The organism is Porphyromonas uenonis 60-3, from assembly GCF_000174775.1.
Classification (GTDB): Bacteria; Bacteroidota; Bacteroidia; order Bacteroidales; family Porphyromonadaceae; genus Porphyromonas; species Porphyromonas uenonis_A.
In genome coordinates this window covers 45,653-65,101 of the sequence record NZ_ACLR01000059.1, presented here as the reverse complement: position 1 = coordinate 65,101, position 19,449 = coordinate 45,653, and the positions used below count along the sequence as shown (strand labels likewise).

The window sequence follows — 19,449 nt, the reverse complement described above, 5'->3', positions numbered from 1 at the left end:
CTCTACAGCGGTGACCAAGCGCTACGACTACGACTCGCGAGTCCTTGCCACGTGGGACGGCACCCGCCTCTACAGCGGTGATAAGCGCTACGACTACGACTCTCGAGTCATCGCCACGTGGGACGGCACTCGCATCTATGGTGGTGACAAGCGCTACGACTACGACTCACGGGTCCGCTACACCATTGATGGCCCGCTCCCTGTCGCCGTCGCCATCTACCTGATCTTGTGATACTCCTCTTCGGGGTATTAGGCTATTAGTAAAAACGACAATAGAGTGACCAAAGCCACTCTATTGTCGTTTTAGCTGTCGTTTTAGCTTCTTAGTCGGGGTACCAGGATTCGAACCTGGGACCCCCTGCTCCCAAAGCAGGTGCGCTAACCGGACTGCGCTACACCCCGAAGCTTCTGATTGGCGTAATACAAGAGAGCAAATTCCCTTCTCGTGCCGATCGTGGTGCAAAGATACGACATTTAATTGAATAAACAAGCGCCTAGCCGAGCAAATACACACGACTGTGCTTGTAAATGGGCTAAGCTACCGCCGGTCTGAGCGGTAGAGCTGGTTGCGCTTGATATACTTTCGAGCGAACTCTCGCTGCACTTGTAGATAGTTGACTAGCTTGCGTGCGGGTATCTGCTTGCGTAGCACGATGATGGTCTGCTCGTCTATCTCCGCCAGCTGAGACTTGATTTGCTGCTCACGCTGGAGGCACTTAGTAGCCTGCGACTCTGATAGCGCCTCGCTCTTCGTTAGCTCGTATTGCTCTCGGAGCTCACGCCATAGCGGTATCCGCTTCTTGTCAGCCTCTCGTAGGATGCGGTCTAGGTAAGTAGCCTCGTCAGCTGTAAGCCCTAGCTCCTGAGCGAAGAAATCTTTACGTAGCTTGACCAGCTCCTCTCTCCGGCGACCGTCCGTCTCACTGCGAGACTGTTGTGCTACGAGGAAATCGGGCAGAAGTAGCATGGGAAGGAGTATCCATAGCAGGTGGTAAAGCTTGCGTCGTGTCATATCGTGTCTAGGTGTTTGTCATCGTTTATATCTCATCCTCAGAGAGTGCCCCCATAGTCTCTCCTATAGCGTAATCATCTAGGAGGATATCTACACAAGTCTCGTAAAGGTAGTCTGCATACTCGGCATCGGTGAGTGGGGTCACACTGAGATCATAGACAGAGCTGGCTACCTCATTGTCAGAGCGAAGAGGCTCCTGGACATCTCCCCGCCATACGCTCCATAGAGCTACCACAGCGATCAACGCTGCGGCAACAGCAACCCACGGACGTAGCCGCACCCAGAGCCTAGAGCGCCGACGCGTGCTAGGGGTGCCGTCGCACTGATCCCCAGTCACAGGCTCATCAAGCGGTATCTGCGATAGGATACGAGTAGATAGATCATCAAAGTAGCCCTCAGGCACACGGTAATGCGCTAGTCGCTCCGAGAGCGAGGGGATCTGACGGATTAAGTCTTCTGAAGGTGTAGGCATGAGATGTTGTATGTGTATAGTCCAGTGCGACCTCGCAGAGAGGTCTCCTCTTACACCTTATTGGATACAGATGGGCTTGGTAAGTTTAATTCATCTCGGAGACATACTGCTGAATTTTCTTGACAGCATGATGGTACGAAGCTTTGAGGGCTCCCTCCGAAGTGTCTGTGATGGCAGCCATCTCTCGATAAGGTATCTCATCGAAGTAGCGCATCTCAAAGACCTGTCGTTGCTTCGGAGGAAGCGTGTCAAGGGCTTGCTGTAAGATCAGTTCGCCCTTGTCTCCATCGAAGTACGGGTCAGCAACGGCACTCTCTAGGAGATAGCTAGTATCTTCGCTGACAGCGTATTCGTTGTCCGTGATGCGCTTCTTCTTTTTGTTATAGTTGATCGCCTCAAAGAGTGCAATACGATAGATCCAGGTGTAAAGCTTCGCCTCTCCTCTGAAAGAGCCAAGGTTTTGCCACGCCTTCAGAAAGGTCTCCTGTAGCACATCGTCCGCATCGTCATGCTGTCTGACGATGCGACGGATCAACCAGTAGAGCTTCTCCTGATACATCTGCACCGCTTTCGTAAAGGCGACGGCACGTGTCTCAGGCTTCATAATCTGCTCTTGCAGTTCATCTTCGGTCATGCTACAGGAGACTACGTAAGGTCTATTGCGACAGAGGTGTGGAGCTACTTCGCTGCCACCCCCTTGACGAGGTAGACATATACGGGGAAGTGGTCTGAGTAGCCTCCTTGCCACTGCCCGCCGACGAAAGTGCGGAGTGTGTAGCCCTTGTACTGGCCACTCTGCTGGATCATAAAGGGCTGCTTGAAGATAAAGCCCATGTCGGTCGTCTCGGGGTCACGGTATAGTTGCCAGGTCGTGGGGTTGCTACCGATGAGCTCGCCATTGACCGCAATGATGTCAAAGAGATTCCACACGTCACGATAAGCGAGCGTCCCCATGCCTTTATTGTATAGTTGTAGCATAGGGGTGTAGTAGTCCGAAGCCTTTAGTCCATCAGGACTCTTTTGTATGCCTAGTCCGTCACGTACACTGGGGCTGATAGGGTCATCGTTGAAGTCTCCCATCATGATCACTTTGCTCCCAGGGAAGAGCGTATAGAGTGAGTCCGCCACGCTCCGCATCGTCTTAGCTGCAGCCATACGACGATTTAGGGAGACCGCCTCACCACCGCTACGTGAGGGCCAGTGCCCCACGAGGACATGGACGATCTCGCCATCGATGAGCCCCGAGGCGTAGACCACATCTCTCGTCTTGATCCACGGTTCGTTAGGTATCACGACAGCTCTAGCGCCTGATGCAAAGACCTTGTACACATCTGGTTGGTAGAGTATAGCACAGTCTATGCCACGTAGGTCAGGTGAGTCGTAGTGTACGATATTGTAGTGCTTGTCTCGTAGCGACTCCTGGGCGATCAGATCCTCGAGGACGCCTCTATTCTCTATCTCGGCCACCCCAATGATTGCAGGGCCATTGCCACCGATGAGTGAGATCACGTGAGACATGTTGCGGAGCTTGTGCTGGTAGCGCTCGGGCGTCCAGCGATTGGCTCCCTCGGGGAGAAACTCCTCGTCATTGTTCTCCTGATTGATCGTGTCAAAGAGGTTCTCCAAGTTATAGAATGCGACCGTCACCCGCTGAGGTGCAGCGCTGTGCTGTGCATATATGACTCCGAAGGAGAGCGAGAGCAGGCCGATCAGCCAAGCCCATCTACTATAGTGCATGCTATGTGTCATAAGTTAATCGTTCAAGTATTAGAGTACGCTTTCACAAAAGTACTGATAAATGTCGGATTACCCAAGACCTTACCTATAAGAGACTGTTGCAAAAGTCAACAGTCTCACAATCTTGCTCGCAAGATTGTTCTGGCTTTGCAGAAAGGATGAAGCGCAAGGCGCTAAGGGTGAGGTCTGAAGGGAGCATACCTCCGTATGTGACCGAAGCCGAATCCCGAAAGCAACACCGCGATTCGCCTTTGTGCAACAGTCTCTATAAAGCTTCAGTTAAGGCAACGACAGAAGGTGCGATCTCACTAGCGAGGTCACGTCAGGAGGTAGATCTGTTGACCGAAAAGCACACAAAAAAAAGACCTCGCAATAGGTTTATGCGAGGTCTCAAAATCGTATCAGAGTGGTGCCACCAGGAATCGAACCGGGGACACAAGGATTTTCAGTCCTTTGCTCTACCAACTGAGCTATGGCACCGTCTTTTCTGCGTTTTGGTGATGCAAAGGTACGACAACTTTTTGAATTGACCAAACGATGGCGCAATCAAGCTTATTTTGTATCTTTGCGAGTAGTAACATAGCACAAATAGCATGGTGGACTTGACATCACACTACGGAGGTATCGCCCTCCGCAATCCGATCATAGCTGGTAGCTCGGGCCTCACAGCCTCACTCCAGCAGATTAAAGCGTTAGCACAGGCTGGTGCAGGCGCAGTCATACTTAAGTCGCTCTTTGAGGAGCAGATAGAAGCGACGGCTCTACAAGCTGAGGCTGAGATGGCCACCTCTTATCCAGAGGGGCTGGACTATATGCTACACTACACGCGTCAGCATGAGGTAGAGAAGTACCTAGACCTAATCCGTGAGGCTAAGCAGGCTATCGACATCCCTGTCATCGCCAGTGTCAACTGCTACCGCGGTGGCGAGTGGGAGGCTTTTGCCCAGAGCATACAGGAGGCTGGCGCAGATGCACTCGAGCTCAACGTGATGCGTATCGAGACGGACCCCGCACAGCGTGGCAGTGACCTAGAGCAGGAGCTCGTAGATCTAGCTATCTCGATCACCCGTACCGTCCAGATACCCGTCGTCTTCAAGATTTCAGACCGCTTTACCAATATCCTTTACCTAGCACAGGAGCTGGTCAAGAGCGGTGTCAAAGGCTTGACCTGCTTTAACAAGAGCTGGCAGACCGATATCAATATAGAGACCCTAGAGATCGTCCAGGGACCTGTCATCTCGACGGGCCACGAACTGTACAACACGCTGAAGTATACGGGGCTCCTCACTGGCAAGCTCCCTCAGCTCGCGGTCTCAGCCTCGGGTGGCGTCATGGACTATGCTGGCGTGGTCAAGAGTCTCCTCGTTGGGGCTAGCTCCGTACAGGTTGTCTCCGCACTTTATCAGCACGGAGCATCCTATCTGACGAAGATGCTTGAGGAGCTCACACAGTGGATGACTCAGCATGGATATAGGTCTATTGATGAATTTAGAGGTAATCTCAACGCCTCTAAGCAGTCTGACCAAGAGCTCTACATGCGCTCACAGTTTATGCGTTACTTCAGCAGTAAGGCATAAGGTCAAAGCTGAGACACATACATACTAACGATATATTTACTAACTCAAATATCACAGTAATCATGAACAAACTATCTATCACAGCGGGCATCGTAGCCGTGGCTCTCTCCCTATCTAGTTGTGGGGAGCTAAACGGCACACTCCTCGGTGCTGGTGCTGGAACAGCTGTCGGTGCTGGCCTTGGTGCTGGTATCGGCAAGGTTGCAGGCAATACAGGAGCTGGAGCTGCTATCGGCGCCGTCGTAGGCGGTGCTGCTGGTGCTCTCATCGGCAACCGTATGGACAAGCAGAAGAAGGAGCTCGAGCAACAACTACCCGAGGGTACCCAGGTGGAGTCCGTCAATGACGGACAGGCTATCAAGGTGGTCTTCGACAGCGGTCTACTCTTCAACACCAGCTCGAGTACGCTAAGCTCTTCTTCACGCAATGATCTGCGTAAGTTTGCAGACAACCTAAATAAGAACCATGATACCGTCCTAGAGATCATCGGTCACACCGATAGCTCGGGCAATGATCGCATCAATGATCCGCTCTCACGTGATCGCGCTAAGAGCGTACGCGACTTCCTTGAGGGTCAGGGTGTCTCCTCTACACGTATGAAGTACGAGGGACGTGGTAGCCATGAGCCTGTCGACACGAACGCAACCGCTGAGGGTAAGCGCAAGAACCGTCGTGTAGAGGTCTTCATCCTACCTAGCCAGAAGATGATCGAAGAGGCTAAGGCAGGTACGCTGAAGTAGCCTCTCCTCCCCAAACGCATCACGCACTTGACCTCTTTCTCTCAGGGCGTGATGCGTTTCTTTTTTTACTCCCTTACCACCCCATTCCTAGCAAGAGCTATATGCCTCACTTCCTACAATTGGTCTCTACGACCCTATTGCTCACCCTAGCTCTCTTCTCCTGCAGTGCTACAGGCAAGCGACATGCTCAGACCCCTGTACCACTGGAGACTTCCTTCGAAGTCGTGGACACGACGCACACCCGCACAGTGACAGCGCAGCCTTATCCGATGGTAGAGATCCCCGAGAATGTGCGGGAGCCACTACAGCGGGCGCAGTATGCCCTGACGCACTTCTTCGACCGCTGGCCAGAGGCTGCTATGGAGCAGGTCGTTGACTCCGCAGCTATGGAGCAGGGACTTGTGGACTACCTATATGTATATAGCAACATGCCCGCAGGAAGTGTCACCCAGGAGGATCTACTCCGCCCGCTGAAACTGATGCGTGGCAAAGCGCTGAGCGAGGCGCTAAGGCTCTACACCAAGTACCTCTATGAGAGCGGATCACCGCTGAAGAATCACAACCTCTATATCCAAGCACTGCAGTGGGCCACCACGGCACCACAGGTAGAGTATGTGGATCAAGTGGTCTACAAGGATATGCTCTCGATCGTGTCGCAAAACCGAGTCGGCACGCCCGCTTCGGACTTTGTCATCACCCTGGCACAGTCAGCAGCTGAGGGGTACACTTTTGCCGACACAACGCTCTACGCACTACGTAGCAAGCCCAAGGTGGTCATCTTCTACACCCCTGGCTGTGATCGCTGTACGCATCTACTAGAGGAAGTGGCTCACGACCAGATACTACAGCGTGCTTATCAAGCTGGCAAGGTAGATATACTCTACGTCTCGCTCGTCTACGAGCGTAGCGAGTGGGAGCAAGGGCTCTCGGCGCTACCACCCTTTGGTACGCCCGCCTTCAATGCTGATCTGCGTCTCCTCGAGAAGTCGCTCTATGACCTAGCTGTCACGCCAGTCATATATGTCATCTCGTCAGATGGGGTCGTACTACAGCGGGAGGCTTCGCTTGCTGAGGTCAGGCACTACGTTTCTACACTTTAATCTATGACTCTATGAAGGGTATCATACTAGCAGGCGGTACGGGTAGCAGACTCTACCCACTGACCAAGTCGGTCAGCAAGCAGCTACTCCCTGTCTACGACAAGCCGATGATCTACTATCCGCTCTCTACGCTCATGCTAGCGGGCATTCGTGAGATACTGATCATCAGCACGCCACAAGACCTGCCGAGCTTTGAGCGCCTCCTAGGCGATGGCTCCGCTTACGGTATTGAGCTAACGTATGCTGAGCAGCCTCGTCCCGAGGGCTTGGCGCAAGCCTTCATTATAGGACGAGAGTTCATCGGCACGGACGATGTCTGTATGGTCTTGGGTGACAACCTCTTTCACGGAGCTAGCTTTGCAGCACAACTAGCCGCAGCTCGTGACAACGTCACCCAGCATCGCCTCGCCACCATCTTCGGCTATCCCGTCTCTGATCCGACGCGCTATGGAGTCGTTTGCCTAGATGATACTGGCAAGCCTACAGACATAGAGGAGAAGCCTCAGCACCCCAAGAGCAATCTAGCCGTCGTGGGGCTCTACTTCTATCCTAATGATGTGGTCCAAGTGGCGCAAAGCATCACTCCCTCGGAGCGTGGGGAGCTAGAGATTACAGCGGTCAATGACTACTACCTGCAGCAACAGCAGCTCTCCGTCATATCCCTCGGACGTGGCTTCGCATGGCTCGATACGGGTACTCATGAGGCGCTCATGGAGGCGACCAACTATGTCAGTGTCATACAGAAGCGTCAGGGACTGGTGATAGCCTGTCTGGAGGAGATAGCCTTTCATCAGGGTTGGATCACGCTCGCACAGCTACAAGTCGCTGCCGATCAACAACGAGGTAGCACCTACGGCCAGTACCTCGCCAGCATTAAGGCGTAGCCGAATAGACTGTCATAAGAATGCAAACTGTCAGCACGCACGAAGCTTCGTAGCGTGCTGATTTTGTTATACATAGGGGTTGCGAAAAAAATCCACCTTGGAACTTCTCAGTTTCAAGGCGGGAACTCTTAGGTTCCAAGGCAGGAACTCCTCAGTTCCAAGGCAGGCACGATATGGATCCTGTGCTCTAAGCTGTCGAAAATTCGCAAAGATTTGGATCTCTACCGAGGAAATCGGAATCCACCACGGAGCAAACGAAAATTCTCCACGGAACCGGGATATAAAAGTTCGGAAGAATGAAATGAAACTTCGGAAGAAGCAAATCAAAGTTCCGAAGAATTTTTTTGTTCCTCCGTGAAGAATCAAAAAAACCTCCGAAGAAATTTTTGATTTCCTCGGAGGTGGAAGATTAGAGATTAGAGATTAGAGGTTAGAAATTAGAGGTTAGAGATTAGAGGGAGAAGAGATCGGAGCCATCAGAGTGATCGGAGCTATCGGAGTCCCCTCTAGCTTCTAATCTCTAACCTCTAGCTTCTAACCTCTAATCTCTAGCTTCTAACCTCTTTTTTGTACCTTTGACCGCTAAATAGATTACACACCTAACAACTATGATGGACTCTATCAAGCAAATATATAAGATCGGTCACGGACCGAGCAGTAGTCATACGATAGCTCCTATGAGAGCTTCGAAGATGTTTCTGACACAGATTAAGGAGTTGCCTGTGGATCGTATCGAGGTGACCCTCTACGGGAGCCTCGCTGCTACTGGCAAGGGGCACATGACCGACCAAGCGATACTATCTGTGCTCAACCCTGTTCACCCGACGACAATACTCTGGGAGCCTCGTGTGGAGCTCACCTTTCACCCCAATGGGATGAGGTTTGTCGCTTTTGACAAGGAGGGCAAGGAGCTTAAGGAATTTAAGGTTTACAGCATCGGTGGCGGTACGCTCGCCAACGAGAGCTTCAACGAGCAGGTCACCACGCCTGTCTACGAACTCTCCACGATGGCTGATATTATAGAGTACCTGGACCAGCGGGGGCTCTCGTACTGGGAGTATGTAGAGAGTTGCGAGGGACCCGACATATGGGACTACCTCGCAGAGGTCTGGGAGGTGATGAAGCAGAGTGTCCATGAGGGCTTGGCTGCTGAGGGTGTCCTGCCAGGTGGTCTGCGCTTGCGTCGTAAAGCAGCCGATACGTTGGTCAAGTCTCTGAGTTACAAGGATAGTGTCAAGACGCGTGGTATGGTCTACTCCTATGCCTTGGCGGTGAGTGAGCAAAACGCTGCTGGTGGACGGGTCGTCACGGCTCCTACGTGTGGTTCGTGTGGTGTGATGCCAGCAGTACTCCTTTACCTACAGGAGACACGCAGCTTCCGTGATGAACGTATCCTGCGTGCCTTGGCGACGGCAGGACTTTTTGCCAATGTGGTGCGTACGAACGCCTCAATCAGTGGTGCTGAGGTAGGTTGTCAGGGCGAGGTGGGTGTCGCCTGCGCTATGGCTGCAGCTGCGGCTAGTCAGCTCTTCGGCGGGACGCTCCATCAGATCGAGTATGCGGCCGAGATGGGCTTGGAGCATCACCTGGGGCTTACTTGTGATCCTGTCTGCGGACTGGTGCAGATCCCCTGTATCGAGCGCAATGCCTTTGCGGCTAGTCGTGCGCTGGATGCGAATACTTATGCTAACTTTACCGATGGTCGTCACCGTGTGAGCTTTGATCAGGTGGTCGCAGCGATGCACCAGACGGGCAAGGACCTGCCGAGCCTCTACAAGGAGACGGCTGAAGGTGGACTTGCACTCCTCCACGAGAAGTACGGTGGCAAGATCCTCATCGAGGACTAAGTCTTATTACCCATCTCATGCGCTTATGAAAGCAACCATTCGGATAGTCAATGCACACTTCTACTCCTACATAGGAGCGCTCCCCGAGGAGCAGGTGCTGGGCAATAGATATATTGTCAATCTCACGGCTACTTACGATGCCTCTCAGGCGGTTCAGAGCGACGATGTGGCCGATGCAGTGAGCTACGCGGACCTCTACAATGTGGTCGCAGACAAGATAGGCCACTCGCGAGACAACCTCCTTGAGTATGTCGCTGGACAGATACTAAAGGAGATCCTAACTAACTACAAACTGGTGGATAGTTGCGAGATAACCATCCAGAAAGCGATCCCACCCATCGCAGGTATCATCGAAGCTGCCAGCGTCACGCTCGCAGCTAGCCGTGAAGACAACAAGTAACGGGTTACTTCTTTTGATCCTCTAGGCGACTCTGCAGTGCGTACATCTCGTCACGTAGACGTGCAGCTTCGACGAAGTTGAGCTCCTTGGCGGCGGCATACATCTGCTTGCGCACCTGCTCAATCAGCTCTGGGAGCTTGTCCTGCGTGAGGTACTCAGCGACAGGCGAGGCGACAGCTATCTCTTCCTCGACATAAGCTTCGGCTTGTGCCGAGGATTTTGTTGTTACATAGCCCTCCTGCGAGAGCGCATTCGTTCGCTTGCTCACCACCTGCGTCGGGGTGATGTGATGCTCCTCATTGTAGGCTATCTGCTTAGCACGGCGGCGGTTGGTCTCGTCGATGGTCGCCTGCATACTGTCGGTGATGCTGTCCGCATAGAAGATGACCAGCCCGTGCACATTGCGGGCGGCACGCCCAGCCGTCTGGGTGAGCGAACGGTGCGAGCGGAGGAAGCCCTCCTTGTCCGCATCCAGTATAGCAACGAGCGAGACCTCGGGAAAGTCTAGCCCCTCACGTAAGAGATTGACTCCGACCAAAACATCGTAAGCGCCTTCACGCAGACTGTCCATAATCTGGATACGCTCCAGCGTGTCCACATCGCTGTGTATGTAGGCGCACTTGATGCCCGCTCGTATGAGGTAGTCGCTCAGCTCCTCCGCCATACGCTTCGTCAGGGTCGTGACGAGCGTCCGCTCGTTGCGCTCCGTGCGTATGACGATCTCCTCCATCAGATCGTCCACCTGATGCTCCGTGGGTCGTATCTCGATGGGCGGGTCCAGCAGTCCCGTAGGACGTATCACCTGCTCGACCACTACTCCCTCGCTCATGTTGAGCTCGTAGTCGGCCGGCGTGGCGCTGACGTAGATCACTTGGTTCGTCAGATTGACAAACTCGCTAAACTCCAGCGGTCTATTGTCCAAAGCCGCTGGCAGACGAAAGCCATACTCCACCAAAGTGGTCTTGCGCGCCCTGTCTCCGCCATACATCGCTCGTATCTGCGGTATTGACACGTGGCTCTCATCAATGACCAGTAGGTAGTCATCGGGGAAGTAGTCCATCAAGCAGAAGGGACGCTCGCCCGGCTTGCGACCATCGAAATAGCGCGAGTAGTTCTCAATGCCCGAGCAGTAGCCCACCGCCTTAATCATTTCCAAGTCATAGGAGACCCGCTCATAGAGTCGCTTCGCCTCAAAGAGATGACCCTCGCGCTCCAGCTCGGCCGTGCGGTCGCCCAGATCCTTTTTGATCTCCACGATAGCACGTTGCGTCTGCTCCTCGGTTGTTACAAAGAGGTTGGCGGGGTAGATGCGTAGATTGTCCAGCGTTCCCTGGCTCTCCGCCGAGATAGGGTCAATGATGGTGATCCGATCGATCTCCTCGTCCCACAGTTCGATGCGGTAAGCCACTCCCTCAAAGGACTCAATGGCGGGAAAGATATCGATCGTATCTCCCTTCACCCGAAAGGAACCACTCACGAAGTCCGCTTTATTGTTGACATAGTAAGACTCCGCCAGGCGTCGCATCAGCGCATCCCGCTCGATCTGCATGCCCACCTCCAGCTTGATGATCTTATTCTCAAAGTCATTCGGATTGGCCATACCGTAGATGCAGGAGACCGAGGCGACCACAATCACGTCGCGACGACCCGAGAGCAGCGAAGCGGTAGCACGTAGGCGCAGTTTGTCCAGCTCCGCATTGATCGCCATGTCCTTCTCTATATAGGTATCCGTATTGATCAGATAAGCCTCTGGCTGGTAGTAGTCGTAGTAGGAGACGAAGTATTCCACCGCATTGTTGGGAAAGAAGGCCTTGAACTCGCTGTACAGCTGAGCTGCCAACGTCTTGTTGTGGCTAATGACCAGCGTCGGTCGATCCACCTGCTGGATCACATTGGCGATGGTAAAGGTCTTGCCCGAGCCTGTCACACCGAGGAGCGTCTGATGAGGCAACCCATCACGTACCCCCTGCGAGAGCTGAGCAATAGCCTCTGGCTGGTCGCCCGTCGGCTTATACTTTGAGGTTAATTGGAAGGACATAGCACCCTACTTTGCTCTATTGCTGTCCGTGCTTCTGCTTGCTCTCTAGGTACTTACTGTCGAGAGCCCAAGTCAGCCGAGGCTCTAGGGATATAACCTTGCGATACCATGCCTCTGCCTGCGTCTGCTCGCCGACACCTACGTAGCACTCGGCAATCTGGATTAGGAGACTCAAGTAAAGCCACGACCCCTTGCTCTTGCCCTGCGAAACCATCGCACGCTCTGCTCGAAGAAAGTAGTCAATAGCACCCTTCTTCGCATCTCCCTTGAAGAAAGCTGGTGCGAAGTACTGCGCATTGCCTCGCTGGATCAGGCCGATGGCGTTTTGCTTGTCCATCTTGATCGAGCGATTCATCAGACTGATGCTCTTATTGCCCACGAGAGCTGCTCGGAGCCACGATATGCCGATGCGATAAGTGTAGTAAGCCGATAGATAGGCGGTCATCTCGGCGGTCTTGTAGTCGCACTCGATGAGATAGTCCACATGTGCTTTGTAGCGCTTGAGGTATTGCTCCGCCTCGCTATTTCTATCGCGCAGGATGCACTCGGCGATGTAGCCATACTCATACTCGACCAACTCAGCAATGCGTGCGTAGCTCTTATTTGGCTCAGCGTGCATACGGTCTATGACCCGCTTCCAGCTGTTGACGTCACGCTTCACATAAGCTTCGTAGACCTGCTTTTGGTCTACCGTCTGTGCCCAGCTACTCCCAGCTCCTAAGAGGAGTACGAAGAGCAAAAGTCCCAATATCTGTCTTTGTCTCATACGATTATTATCTGTCTAAGGATTAACGAAACGACCCGTGCTATGACTGCCACCTGCCAACGGAGACTGTTGCATAAAGGCGAATCGCTGTATTGCTTTAGGAATTCGGCTTCGGTTACATACGGAGGTATGCTCCCTTCAGACCTCACCCTCAGCGCCTTGCGCTTCATCCTTTCTGCAAAGTCAGGACAATCCTGCAAGCAAGATTGTGAGACTGTTGACTTTTGCAACAGTCTCAAACGGTCTCAGTCGCTTCCCGAGCCCTTACATCCCCAAAGATACAAAACCTTATGCGAAGCGACAACGCCCCGTATGAGACTGTTGCATAAAGGCGAATCGCTGTGTTGCTTTCGGGATTCGGCTTCGGTCACATACGGAGGTATGCTCCCTTCAGACCTCACCCTCAGCGCCTTGCGCTTCATCCTTTCTGCAAAGTCAAGACAATCTTGCAAGCAAGATTGTGAGACTGTTGACTTTTGCAACAGTCTCCGCATGCCTTGCTCGGTGTAGTCTAGTAGTTCGTAGGGGATAGGCTACTGAAAGAGTGAAATAGATGTTGTGACACTCTGGATCTCAAAAGACAGTGCAAAGGTAATATGGATGACAATGGAGGCTGCTCTCTAGTGTACTCAAGATGCGCCTATAGCCTAGACATAGTCTGACAGTACGCAAAGAGGAACAACACAACAATCTGTCCAAACTATAGAGCTGGTTGTTTCAGAGTGCCACGGCTCTGTCTATTAGTTAATTGTTGCTCACGACGAAGCCAAGCGTAGCGAGCGCAGGACGGACGGAGGCGGGGACGCCTCGCACGGTGTAGTCGCGTGGCTCGTAGGGGTGCTGGTAGTGAACGCGTTGCTGCTCGAAGGTGTCGGGCGTGGCGACCAGTCGGCGCATGATAGCTGGCAAGTCAAGCGTGTGAAGCATCGCACGCCAAGGCATCTGCCACGGCTCGCACCCCGAGAGATCTAGGGTTGGCTCCGCCAAGGGTCGAGGGTGTGCCAGCGCTATGCGCTCCTCACTGAGATCAAAGAAGTCGCACAGGTGACGCAAACTCTGCACAGCGCCTTGCGCCTTACCATGTACCGAGAAGCCTGCAATGTGTGGTGTGCCGATGAAGACACGGTCTAGTAGTGCCTGCGCTATGTGTGGCTCGCCCTCCCAGCAGTCGATCACGGCTCCTGAGACCGCCTTGTCGTCTATCGCTCGTACCAGTGCTGCGGTATCCACGACAGCTCCACGACAAGCGTTGATCAACCAAGGTCGTTGCTGAGCACTTCGCAAGAAAGCTTCGTTGACTAAGTGATAAGTTGGGTATGCGCCCCCCTTGGTCAGAGGCACGTGGCAGGTAATGATCGTAGCTGATGAGAGGAGCGTCTCTAGCTCTACGTAGCTACCTCGTAGAGCTGGCATAGCCTCCGCAAGGTAGGGGCGTGGGAGCCCTTTGCTGTCCAACTCCTCCAGATAGCTCTGCCAGTCAGGGTGCTCATCGTAAGCCGCCACGAGAGGCGGATCGTAGAGGAGCGTCCGCATGCCGAGCGCTTTGGCACGCTGATAGATCCGTCCGCCTGTATGTCCCGTACCGATGATGCCGAGCGTTATATCCTCAGGTGCCAAACCCTGCTCTAAGGCGATACGAGCGATCGCCGTCAGGACATATTGCGCTACGGAAGCAGCGTTGCACCCAGGAGCATTGTACCAACGAATGCCAGCCTCACGGCAGTAGTCGGTATCTATATGGTCAAAGCCCGCTGTCGCCGAGGTGATCAGACGAACAGCGCTACCCTCCAGTAGTGCTCGGTCACAGTGCGTCACGCTACGGATCATCAGCGCATCGGCATCGGCAACCGCTTCGGCCGTTATCTCGCCGCTCGGCAAGTAGTGCGCCTCGACTCCGAGGGGCATACCGTCGGCCATGTAGGGGATAGAACTATCTACAACTATTCGCAGGGACATATATAGGGTAGTTTAACAGCTTAATATAAAGAGGAAGGTGACTAGACCTGCACTCCCTATGTGATGGGATAGCGTCTAGTCACCTTCGTTGTTAGTTATGCTTTGCTAAGCGCTGCAATTACTTGAGACTTTTGCAACAGTCTCTACTTGATCACACCGAGCTCTTTGCCAATCTTGATAAAGGCAGCGATCGCCTTGTCAAGGTGCTCACGCTCGTGAGCTGCTGAGAGCTGTACACGGATACGAGCCTCGCCCTTCGGTACGACTGGATAGTAGAAGCCAGTCACATAGATACCCTCCTCGAGAAGACGAGCAGCGTAGCGCTGAGATAGGGGAGCGTCGTAGAGCATCACGGCACAGATAGCGCTCTGTGTAGGCTTGATATCAAAGCCCGCAGCGAGCATCTTATCACGGAAGTACTTGACATTCTCCATTAGCTTGGTGTGCAGCGAGTCATCCTCCTCCAGCATCTTGAAGACCTCAAGACCAGCACCGACGACTGCGGGGGGCAGTGAGTTAGAGAAGAGGTAAGGTCTAGAGCGCTGACGTAGCATCTCAATGATCTCCTTAGGACCAGCCGTAAAGCCACCGATAGCACCGCCGAAAGCCTTGCCCAGCGTACCCGTGTGGATGTCGATACGGTCGAAGCAGTCAAACGCCTCAGCGACACCACGACCCGTCTTGCCGACGACACCAGCCGAGTGGCACTCATCGACCATGACGAGCGCATCGTACTTGTCAGCGAGGTCGCAGATCTTGTCCATAGGAGCTACGTTGCCGTCCATACTGAAGACACCGTCCGTGACGATGATGCGGAAGCGCTGCTCCTGAGCCTCCTGAAGGCACTTCTCGAGCTCCTCCATATTGGCATTAGCGTAGCGATAGCGCTTAGCCTTGCAGAGGCGTACACCATCGATGATGGAAGCGTGGTTCAGCGAGTCGCTAATGATCGCATCCTCTGGGCCAAAGAGAGGCTCGAAGACACCGCCATTGGCATCAAAGCAAGCAGCGTAGAGGATCGCATCCTCCGTGTGGAAGTAGTGAGCGATAGCCTGCTCGAGCTGCTTGTGGATATCTTGCGTACCGCAGATGAAGCGTACGCTACTCATGCCGTATCCGTGCGAGTCCATCATATCCTTAGCAGCCTTGATGAGGCGAGGATTGTCAGATAGACCTAGATAGTTGTTAGCGCAGAAGTTCAAGACATCCTTACCCCCCTGTACCTTGATGGCAGCCGTCTGAGGGGTGATGATAATGCGCTCCTCCTTGTAGAGACCCGCATCCTTAGTGTCCTGGATCTCCTTGGTGAGGAAGTTCTTCAGTTCTTTGTACATGATATTATGTGGTAAAGTTATTAGACAAGAGTGGGTGAGCCAAGCGTGGCTCGATAGGTCTCTTACTCCTCAGCGGGCGTCTCGCTAGCCTCGCTAGTCTCCTCAGGCGCAGGCTCCGAGAAGTCGGTATGATCCGTCTCAACGAGGATATTGTACCAGCGGAAGATCTTCTTGATATCGTTGTCGTGGACACGCTGGCGGTCGTACTCAGGGAGCACCTCTGCAAAGAGGTCAAAGTAAGCCTCCTTGCCACTAAGGCTCTTGAGGTCTATGGGCTTGCCCTCGTACTTGTCAAGGAGTGTCTGCAGGATCACGCGCAGTGGCGTCTCCTCGGTCGTCGTGTAGATTGATATATCGCCTAGCGATACGACACGATCGGAGGCGTAAGCGGGGATACGACGCTTCGTCTCTAGATCCTCGACGATGATACTATTCTTGGTGTGGGTCAGGAGCTTAAAGAGTCCTGGCTTGCCTGAGATGGATAAGATTTCTTTGAGCATAAACTATACTATGTGGCGAAAGCCCCAAGGCTCTCATTATATCTATCTGCAAAGATACGAAATTAGAGATTAGAGGATAGAGGTTAGAAGTTAGAGGATAGAGGTTAGAAGTTAGAGATTAGAAGCTAGAGGCTAGAAGTTAGAGATCCTAGCTTCACTAGTGCCACTAGGAGCACTAGAGCCACTAGTGCTAACGGCCAACAGCCAACCGCTAACCGCCAAGCCACCACCCAGCTCCTCTACCGAGGAAATCGCAAATCTCCAGGGAGAAAACGAAAATTCTCCACGGAACCGGGAAATAAAAGTTCGGAAGAATGAAATGAAACTTCGGAAGAAAGAAATCAAAGTTCCGAAGAATTTTTTTATTCCTCCATGAAGATTCGCAGATCTCCACGGAGGAATTTCTTGATTTCCTTGATAGTGCCACTGATGAAGTCGTCCCGTCTCATCCTCCCGACGACCCCATAGCAGTGGTTAGTCTAGTCTCGGCTTCACCCAGCTGTCTAGGCGCGAGGTGAAGTGCAGCCCGGGGATGGTTCGCTCGGGGTGATCTACTTGTAGTGTGCTCAGTAGCGTGTAGTTCGTCGCGTCTAGTGCGTAGTAGCTTGTGACATCGGCTGTGGAGACCTTGAGCGTGTAGCTGTCTAGGTCGTTGCCGATGATGGTGAGATCCTCACGGAGCGGATCCCATGAGGGGATCTCTAGGCGACAGGAGCGATAGCCCTCACGCTCGATCAGATAGAGCTGATGATCTCGGGTTGAGATGAGACCGATGTGTCGGCGACTCGGTAGCTCCCAGACGAAGGCCTGGGCAGCCTCCACGCCTTCGGGCAGGTCAATAGCCCGCAGGTAGGGCTTTCCAGCCATTTGCTTGAGGTGAAAGAGTTTGCCACGCTGGTCAATGAGGAGGTAGCCGTTGTCATATTCCTTTTGCGCAGTGGCATTGCCTGCTACGCACTGGGCGGGGAAGGCGAAGCCTTTCTCCTGAAAGAGCTTCGTATAGAGAGCACTTTTCGCCTTGTCGGTCTGATTGCTCTTCATATCGACGAACTCGATCGCTTGCCCTGTGATGCGAAAGAGATCGGTGGGCATCTCCAGCTTGACCCTCCGTGAGGCGCTCTCAAGGAGTGGGTAGAGCGCCACGGCAGGCGCAGCGAGAGTGCGTGGCGAACAGCGGAAGGTGACTGCTCCCCGCTGTATAAGCTGCGGGGTCACAGCCTCTCCATAGAGCGTGTCGGGGAGGCGACCATCGGTCAGGAGCTGACGGTAGTAGAAGGTGGGGAGTAGGCTGTCGACCTCCTCACGACTATACTGCATACCCTGACCACTACGGTAGCTCATCGTACCCTCGTCGTGATCTGTGATGATGAAGTCGCCTAGGAGCTGACTGTAGATGGTGAATGGCTCACGGCTCGCATCGGCTCGGAGGTAGTTGTACCACCAGGGGATCTGCCAGATGATGAGTAGTGCGACGGTGATGTATAGGAGTATTGTGGCTATGCGCTTCATAGTAGTCTAGTCTTGTCGTCCCTCTTTGAAGCGGCTCACAGAGAGCCACACCAGTGTCGAGGAGAGGATGGTGTAGATAAGTAGCGTAGGCAGGAAGGGCGCGTAAGCTCCTGCTGTGGGGGAGATGAAGTTAATGCGTATCAAGAGTACAGCGACTAGGGTGTAGAGGATGCGTCTACGCCAAGTGGGCTCTAGGAGTATCCAACTCATCAGGAGGTAGCCGAGGAAGCCCGCCAAGATCCAGGGCAATGTGGCGGAGAGGACGTAGGCGAGGAGTTCGTAAGCTAAGAGCCCTTGCAGTCCGATGAAGAGGACACCTATATATAATAAGGTGTGCCATAGTAGTAGTGTCACCCCGCAGGCGAGCATCTGGTAGGTCGAGCGGAGTGGTGACTGAGGCAGGTGCAGGGTGAGCTTGAGACTACGACGAGAGAGCTCTGGCGCAAACTGAGCGATGGCGCAGAGCAAGCCTAAGATAAGGGGTACGTAGCGCATACTCTCTACGAAGACTACTCCCTTCTGTATCATCACGAGCCAGATATGGTCAGCGCCTTGTAGGGCGATGGCTCGATGTATGCGTATGACGCCGTAGAGCGGTACGGCTAGTGCGACGAGTGTCGATAGCAGTGCGTATAGTCGGAGCTTGAGCCACTCCTTATATATTATGGAGGTAAACATATAGATAGCGTTAATACTTACCAGTGAGTCCTATGAAGGCATCCTCGAGTGTCGTCTCGTGTGCCGTGAGGTCTTGGTAGGATACACCAGCCTGAGTGAGTCGCTCGGCGACCTCTGGCAAGGGAAGAAATGAGTAGCACTCTCCACTTCTATGGTGCGCCTCAAGGTGGTACAGTCCGTCAATCTCAGGGAGAGGACGATCGTCCGTGAGGGTGCATCTGTAGAGGCGCCCTTCGCTTAGGATCTCAGCGACTGGGCGCTGCAGGAGTATAGAGCCGTAGTCCATGATGATGCAGTCATCGATCAGGCGCTCCATATCCTGAATAATGTGGGAGGTGAGGAAGATCGTGGTGCCCTGCTCCTTGGCATAGTGATGCAGGTAGTCTACAAAAAGCCTTCGATAGCCGGGGTCTAGTCCCATGGAGAAGTCATCGAGGATGAGTAGCTTGGGGTTTTGCGCTAGGAGCAGTCCGAGAGCGACCTGCGAGCGCTGGCCACAAGACATACGACTGAGGTGCTGCCTCTCGGTGACCTTGAGTAGCTCCATCAACTCGTAGTAAGCCTCCCTACGCCACTTCGGATAGAAAGGTGCGTAGAAGCGCTCTATCTGCCGTATAGTCATAAAGCTATACTGAACGTGTCCCTCGATGAGTAGCCCGATGTCTTGTCTTAGTCGGTCAGGCATGCGGGTGATGTCTTCGCCTAGGATACGACAGACGCCCGACTTAGGGCGGAGGAAGCCACTGAGGATGTTGATTGTGGTGGTCTTGCCAGTACCGTTCTTGCCAAGCAGACCGAGGATGCGACCACGAGGCACGGCAAAGGATAGATCACGGTAGATCAGTCGCTTGCCGTAGTAGTGGGTCAGGTTGTGACACTCGATTAAGTTGTCCATGTTA

Annotated in this window: 18 protein-coding genes, 2 tRNA genes and 1 pseudogene; 7 read left to right on the top strand and 14 right to left on the bottom strand. The window is 53.5% G+C overall.

Annotated features, from left to right (window positions below; all coding sequences use genetic code 11):
• Positions 1–232, top strand: a pseudogene (locus PORUE0001_RS01875) (hypothetical protein); the annotation flags it as partial.
• A gap of 95 nt (positions 233–327) precedes the next feature.
• On the opposite strand, the gene PORUE0001_RS01870 reads toward PORUE0001_RS01875, so the two are convergent.
• The 6 genes from PORUE0001_RS01870 to PORUE0001_RS01845 form a co-directional block, all read right to left on the bottom strand.
• Positions 328–402: transfer RNA gene (locus PORUE0001_RS01870), tRNA-Pro, on the bottom strand.
• Positions 403–538: 136 nt separating this feature from the next.
• On the bottom strand, positions 539–1,012 hold the full coding sequence (locus tag PORUE0001_RS01865) for a hypothetical protein (RefSeq protein ID WP_007364741.1): 474 nt from the start codon (positions 1,010–1,012) through the stop codon (positions 539–541).
• Between the two features lie 25 nt (positions 1,013–1,037).
• Positions 1,038–1,484, bottom strand: a complete 447-nt coding sequence (locus tag PORUE0001_RS01860; protein ID WP_007364713.1) for a hypothetical protein — start codon at positions 1,482–1,484, stop codon at positions 1,038–1,040.
• 85 nt (positions 1,485–1,569) lie between these two features.
• Positions 1,570–2,118, bottom strand: coding sequence for an RNA polymerase sigma factor (locus PORUE0001_RS01855; protein WP_007364750.1), 549 nt, complete (start codon positions 2,116–2,118; stop codon positions 1,570–1,572).
• A gap of 44 nt (positions 2,119–2,162) precedes the next feature.
• Positions 2,163–3,233, bottom strand: coding sequence for an endonuclease/exonuclease/phosphatase family protein (locus PORUE0001_RS01850; RefSeq protein WP_100067359.1), 1,071 nt, complete (start codon positions 3,231–3,233; stop codon positions 2,163–2,165).
• 395 nt (positions 3,234–3,628) lie between these two features.
• Positions 3,629–3,701, bottom strand: a tRNA-Phe gene (locus PORUE0001_RS01845).
• Positions 3,702–3,814: 113 nt separating this feature from the next.
• On the opposite strand from PORUE0001_RS01845, the gene PORUE0001_RS01840 reads away from it, so the two are divergent.
• From PORUE0001_RS01840 to folB, 6 genes are all read left to right on the top strand, one after another.
• A complete protein-coding gene (locus tag PORUE0001_RS01840; RefSeq protein ID WP_007364759.1) occupies positions 3,815–4,798 on the top strand; it encodes a dihydroorotate dehydrogenase-like protein in 984 nt (327 codons plus the stop codon).
• Positions 4,799–4,860: 62 nt separating this feature from the next.
• Positions 4,861–5,538, top strand: a complete 678-nt coding sequence (locus PORUE0001_RS01835; RefSeq protein ID WP_007364709.1) for an OmpA family protein — start codon at positions 4,861–4,863, stop codon at positions 5,536–5,538.
• Between the two features lie 101 nt (positions 5,539–5,639).
• Positions 5,640–6,638, top strand: coding sequence for a DUF5106 domain-containing protein (locus PORUE0001_RS01830; protein ID WP_007364744.1), 999 nt, complete (start codon positions 5,640–5,642; stop codon positions 6,636–6,638).
• 11 nt (positions 6,639–6,649) lie between these two features.
• Positions 6,650–7,522: a glucose-1-phosphate thymidylyltransferase RfbA gene (rfbA, locus tag PORUE0001_RS01825; RefSeq protein ID WP_007364757.1), complete on the top strand. Its 873-nt coding sequence runs from the start codon at positions 6,650–6,652 to the stop codon at positions 7,520–7,522.
• 611 nt (positions 7,523–8,133) lie between these two features.
• The gene (locus tag PORUE0001_RS01820) at positions 8,134–9,369 is read left to right on the top strand and encodes an L-serine ammonia-lyase (protein WP_039865297.1); all 1,236 of its coding nucleotides are present in this window, start codon (positions 8,134–8,136) and stop codon (positions 9,367–9,369) included.
• A 25-nt stretch (positions 9,370–9,394) separates the two neighbouring features.
• A complete protein-coding gene (folB, locus tag PORUE0001_RS01815; RefSeq protein ID WP_007364716.1) occupies positions 9,395–9,769 on the top strand; it encodes a dihydroneopterin aldolase in 375 nt (124 codons plus the stop codon).
• A 4-nt stretch (positions 9,770–9,773) separates the two neighbouring features.
• On the opposite strand, the gene uvrB is transcribed toward folB, so the two are convergent.
• From uvrB to PORUE0001_RS01775, 8 genes are all read right to left on the bottom strand, one after another.
• Positions 9,774–11,807: an excinuclease ABC subunit UvrB gene (uvrB, locus tag PORUE0001_RS01810; RefSeq protein WP_007364729.1), complete on the bottom strand. Its 2,034-nt coding sequence runs from the start codon at positions 11,805–11,807 to the stop codon at positions 9,774–9,776.
• A gap of 16 nt (positions 11,808–11,823) precedes the next feature.
• Entirely contained in the window at positions 11,824–12,573 is a 750-nt protein-coding gene (locus tag PORUE0001_RS01805; protein ID WP_007364721.1) for a hypothetical protein, read from the bottom strand.
• A 744-nt stretch (positions 12,574–13,317) separates the two neighbouring features.
• On the bottom strand, positions 13,318–14,529 hold the full coding sequence (locus PORUE0001_RS01800) for a 4-phosphoerythronate dehydrogenase (protein ID WP_007364767.1): 1,212 nt from the start codon (positions 14,527–14,529) through the stop codon (positions 13,318–13,320).
• 143 nt (positions 14,530–14,672) lie between these two features.
• Complete coding sequence (kbl, locus tag PORUE0001_RS01795; RefSeq protein WP_007364764.1) at positions 14,673–15,863, bottom strand: glycine C-acetyltransferase; 1,191 nt, start codon at positions 15,861–15,863, stop codon at positions 14,673–14,675.
• Positions 15,864–15,925: 62 nt separating this feature from the next.
• Complete coding sequence (locus tag PORUE0001_RS01790; RefSeq protein ID WP_007364730.1) at positions 15,926–16,363, bottom strand: DUF5606 domain-containing protein; 438 nt, start codon at positions 16,361–16,363, stop codon at positions 15,926–15,928.
• A 474-nt stretch (positions 16,364–16,837) separates the two neighbouring features.
• On the bottom strand, positions 16,838–17,872 hold the full coding sequence (locus PORUE0001_RS01785; RefSeq protein WP_007364722.1) for a DUF4857 domain-containing protein: 1,035 nt from the start codon (positions 17,870–17,872) through the stop codon (positions 16,838–16,840).
• Positions 17,873–17,878: 6 nt separating this feature from the next.
• The gene (locus PORUE0001_RS01780) at positions 17,879–18,550 is read right to left on the bottom strand and encodes a hypothetical protein (RefSeq protein ID WP_007364768.1); all 672 of its coding nucleotides are present in this window, start codon (positions 18,548–18,550) and stop codon (positions 17,879–17,881) included.
• 10 nt (positions 18,551–18,560) lie between these two features.
• On the bottom strand, positions 18,561–19,445 hold the full coding sequence (locus tag PORUE0001_RS01775; protein ID WP_007364755.1) for an ABC transporter ATP-binding protein: 885 nt from the start codon (positions 19,443–19,445) through the stop codon (positions 18,561–18,563).
• Positions 19,446–19,449: the final 4 nt, after the last annotated feature.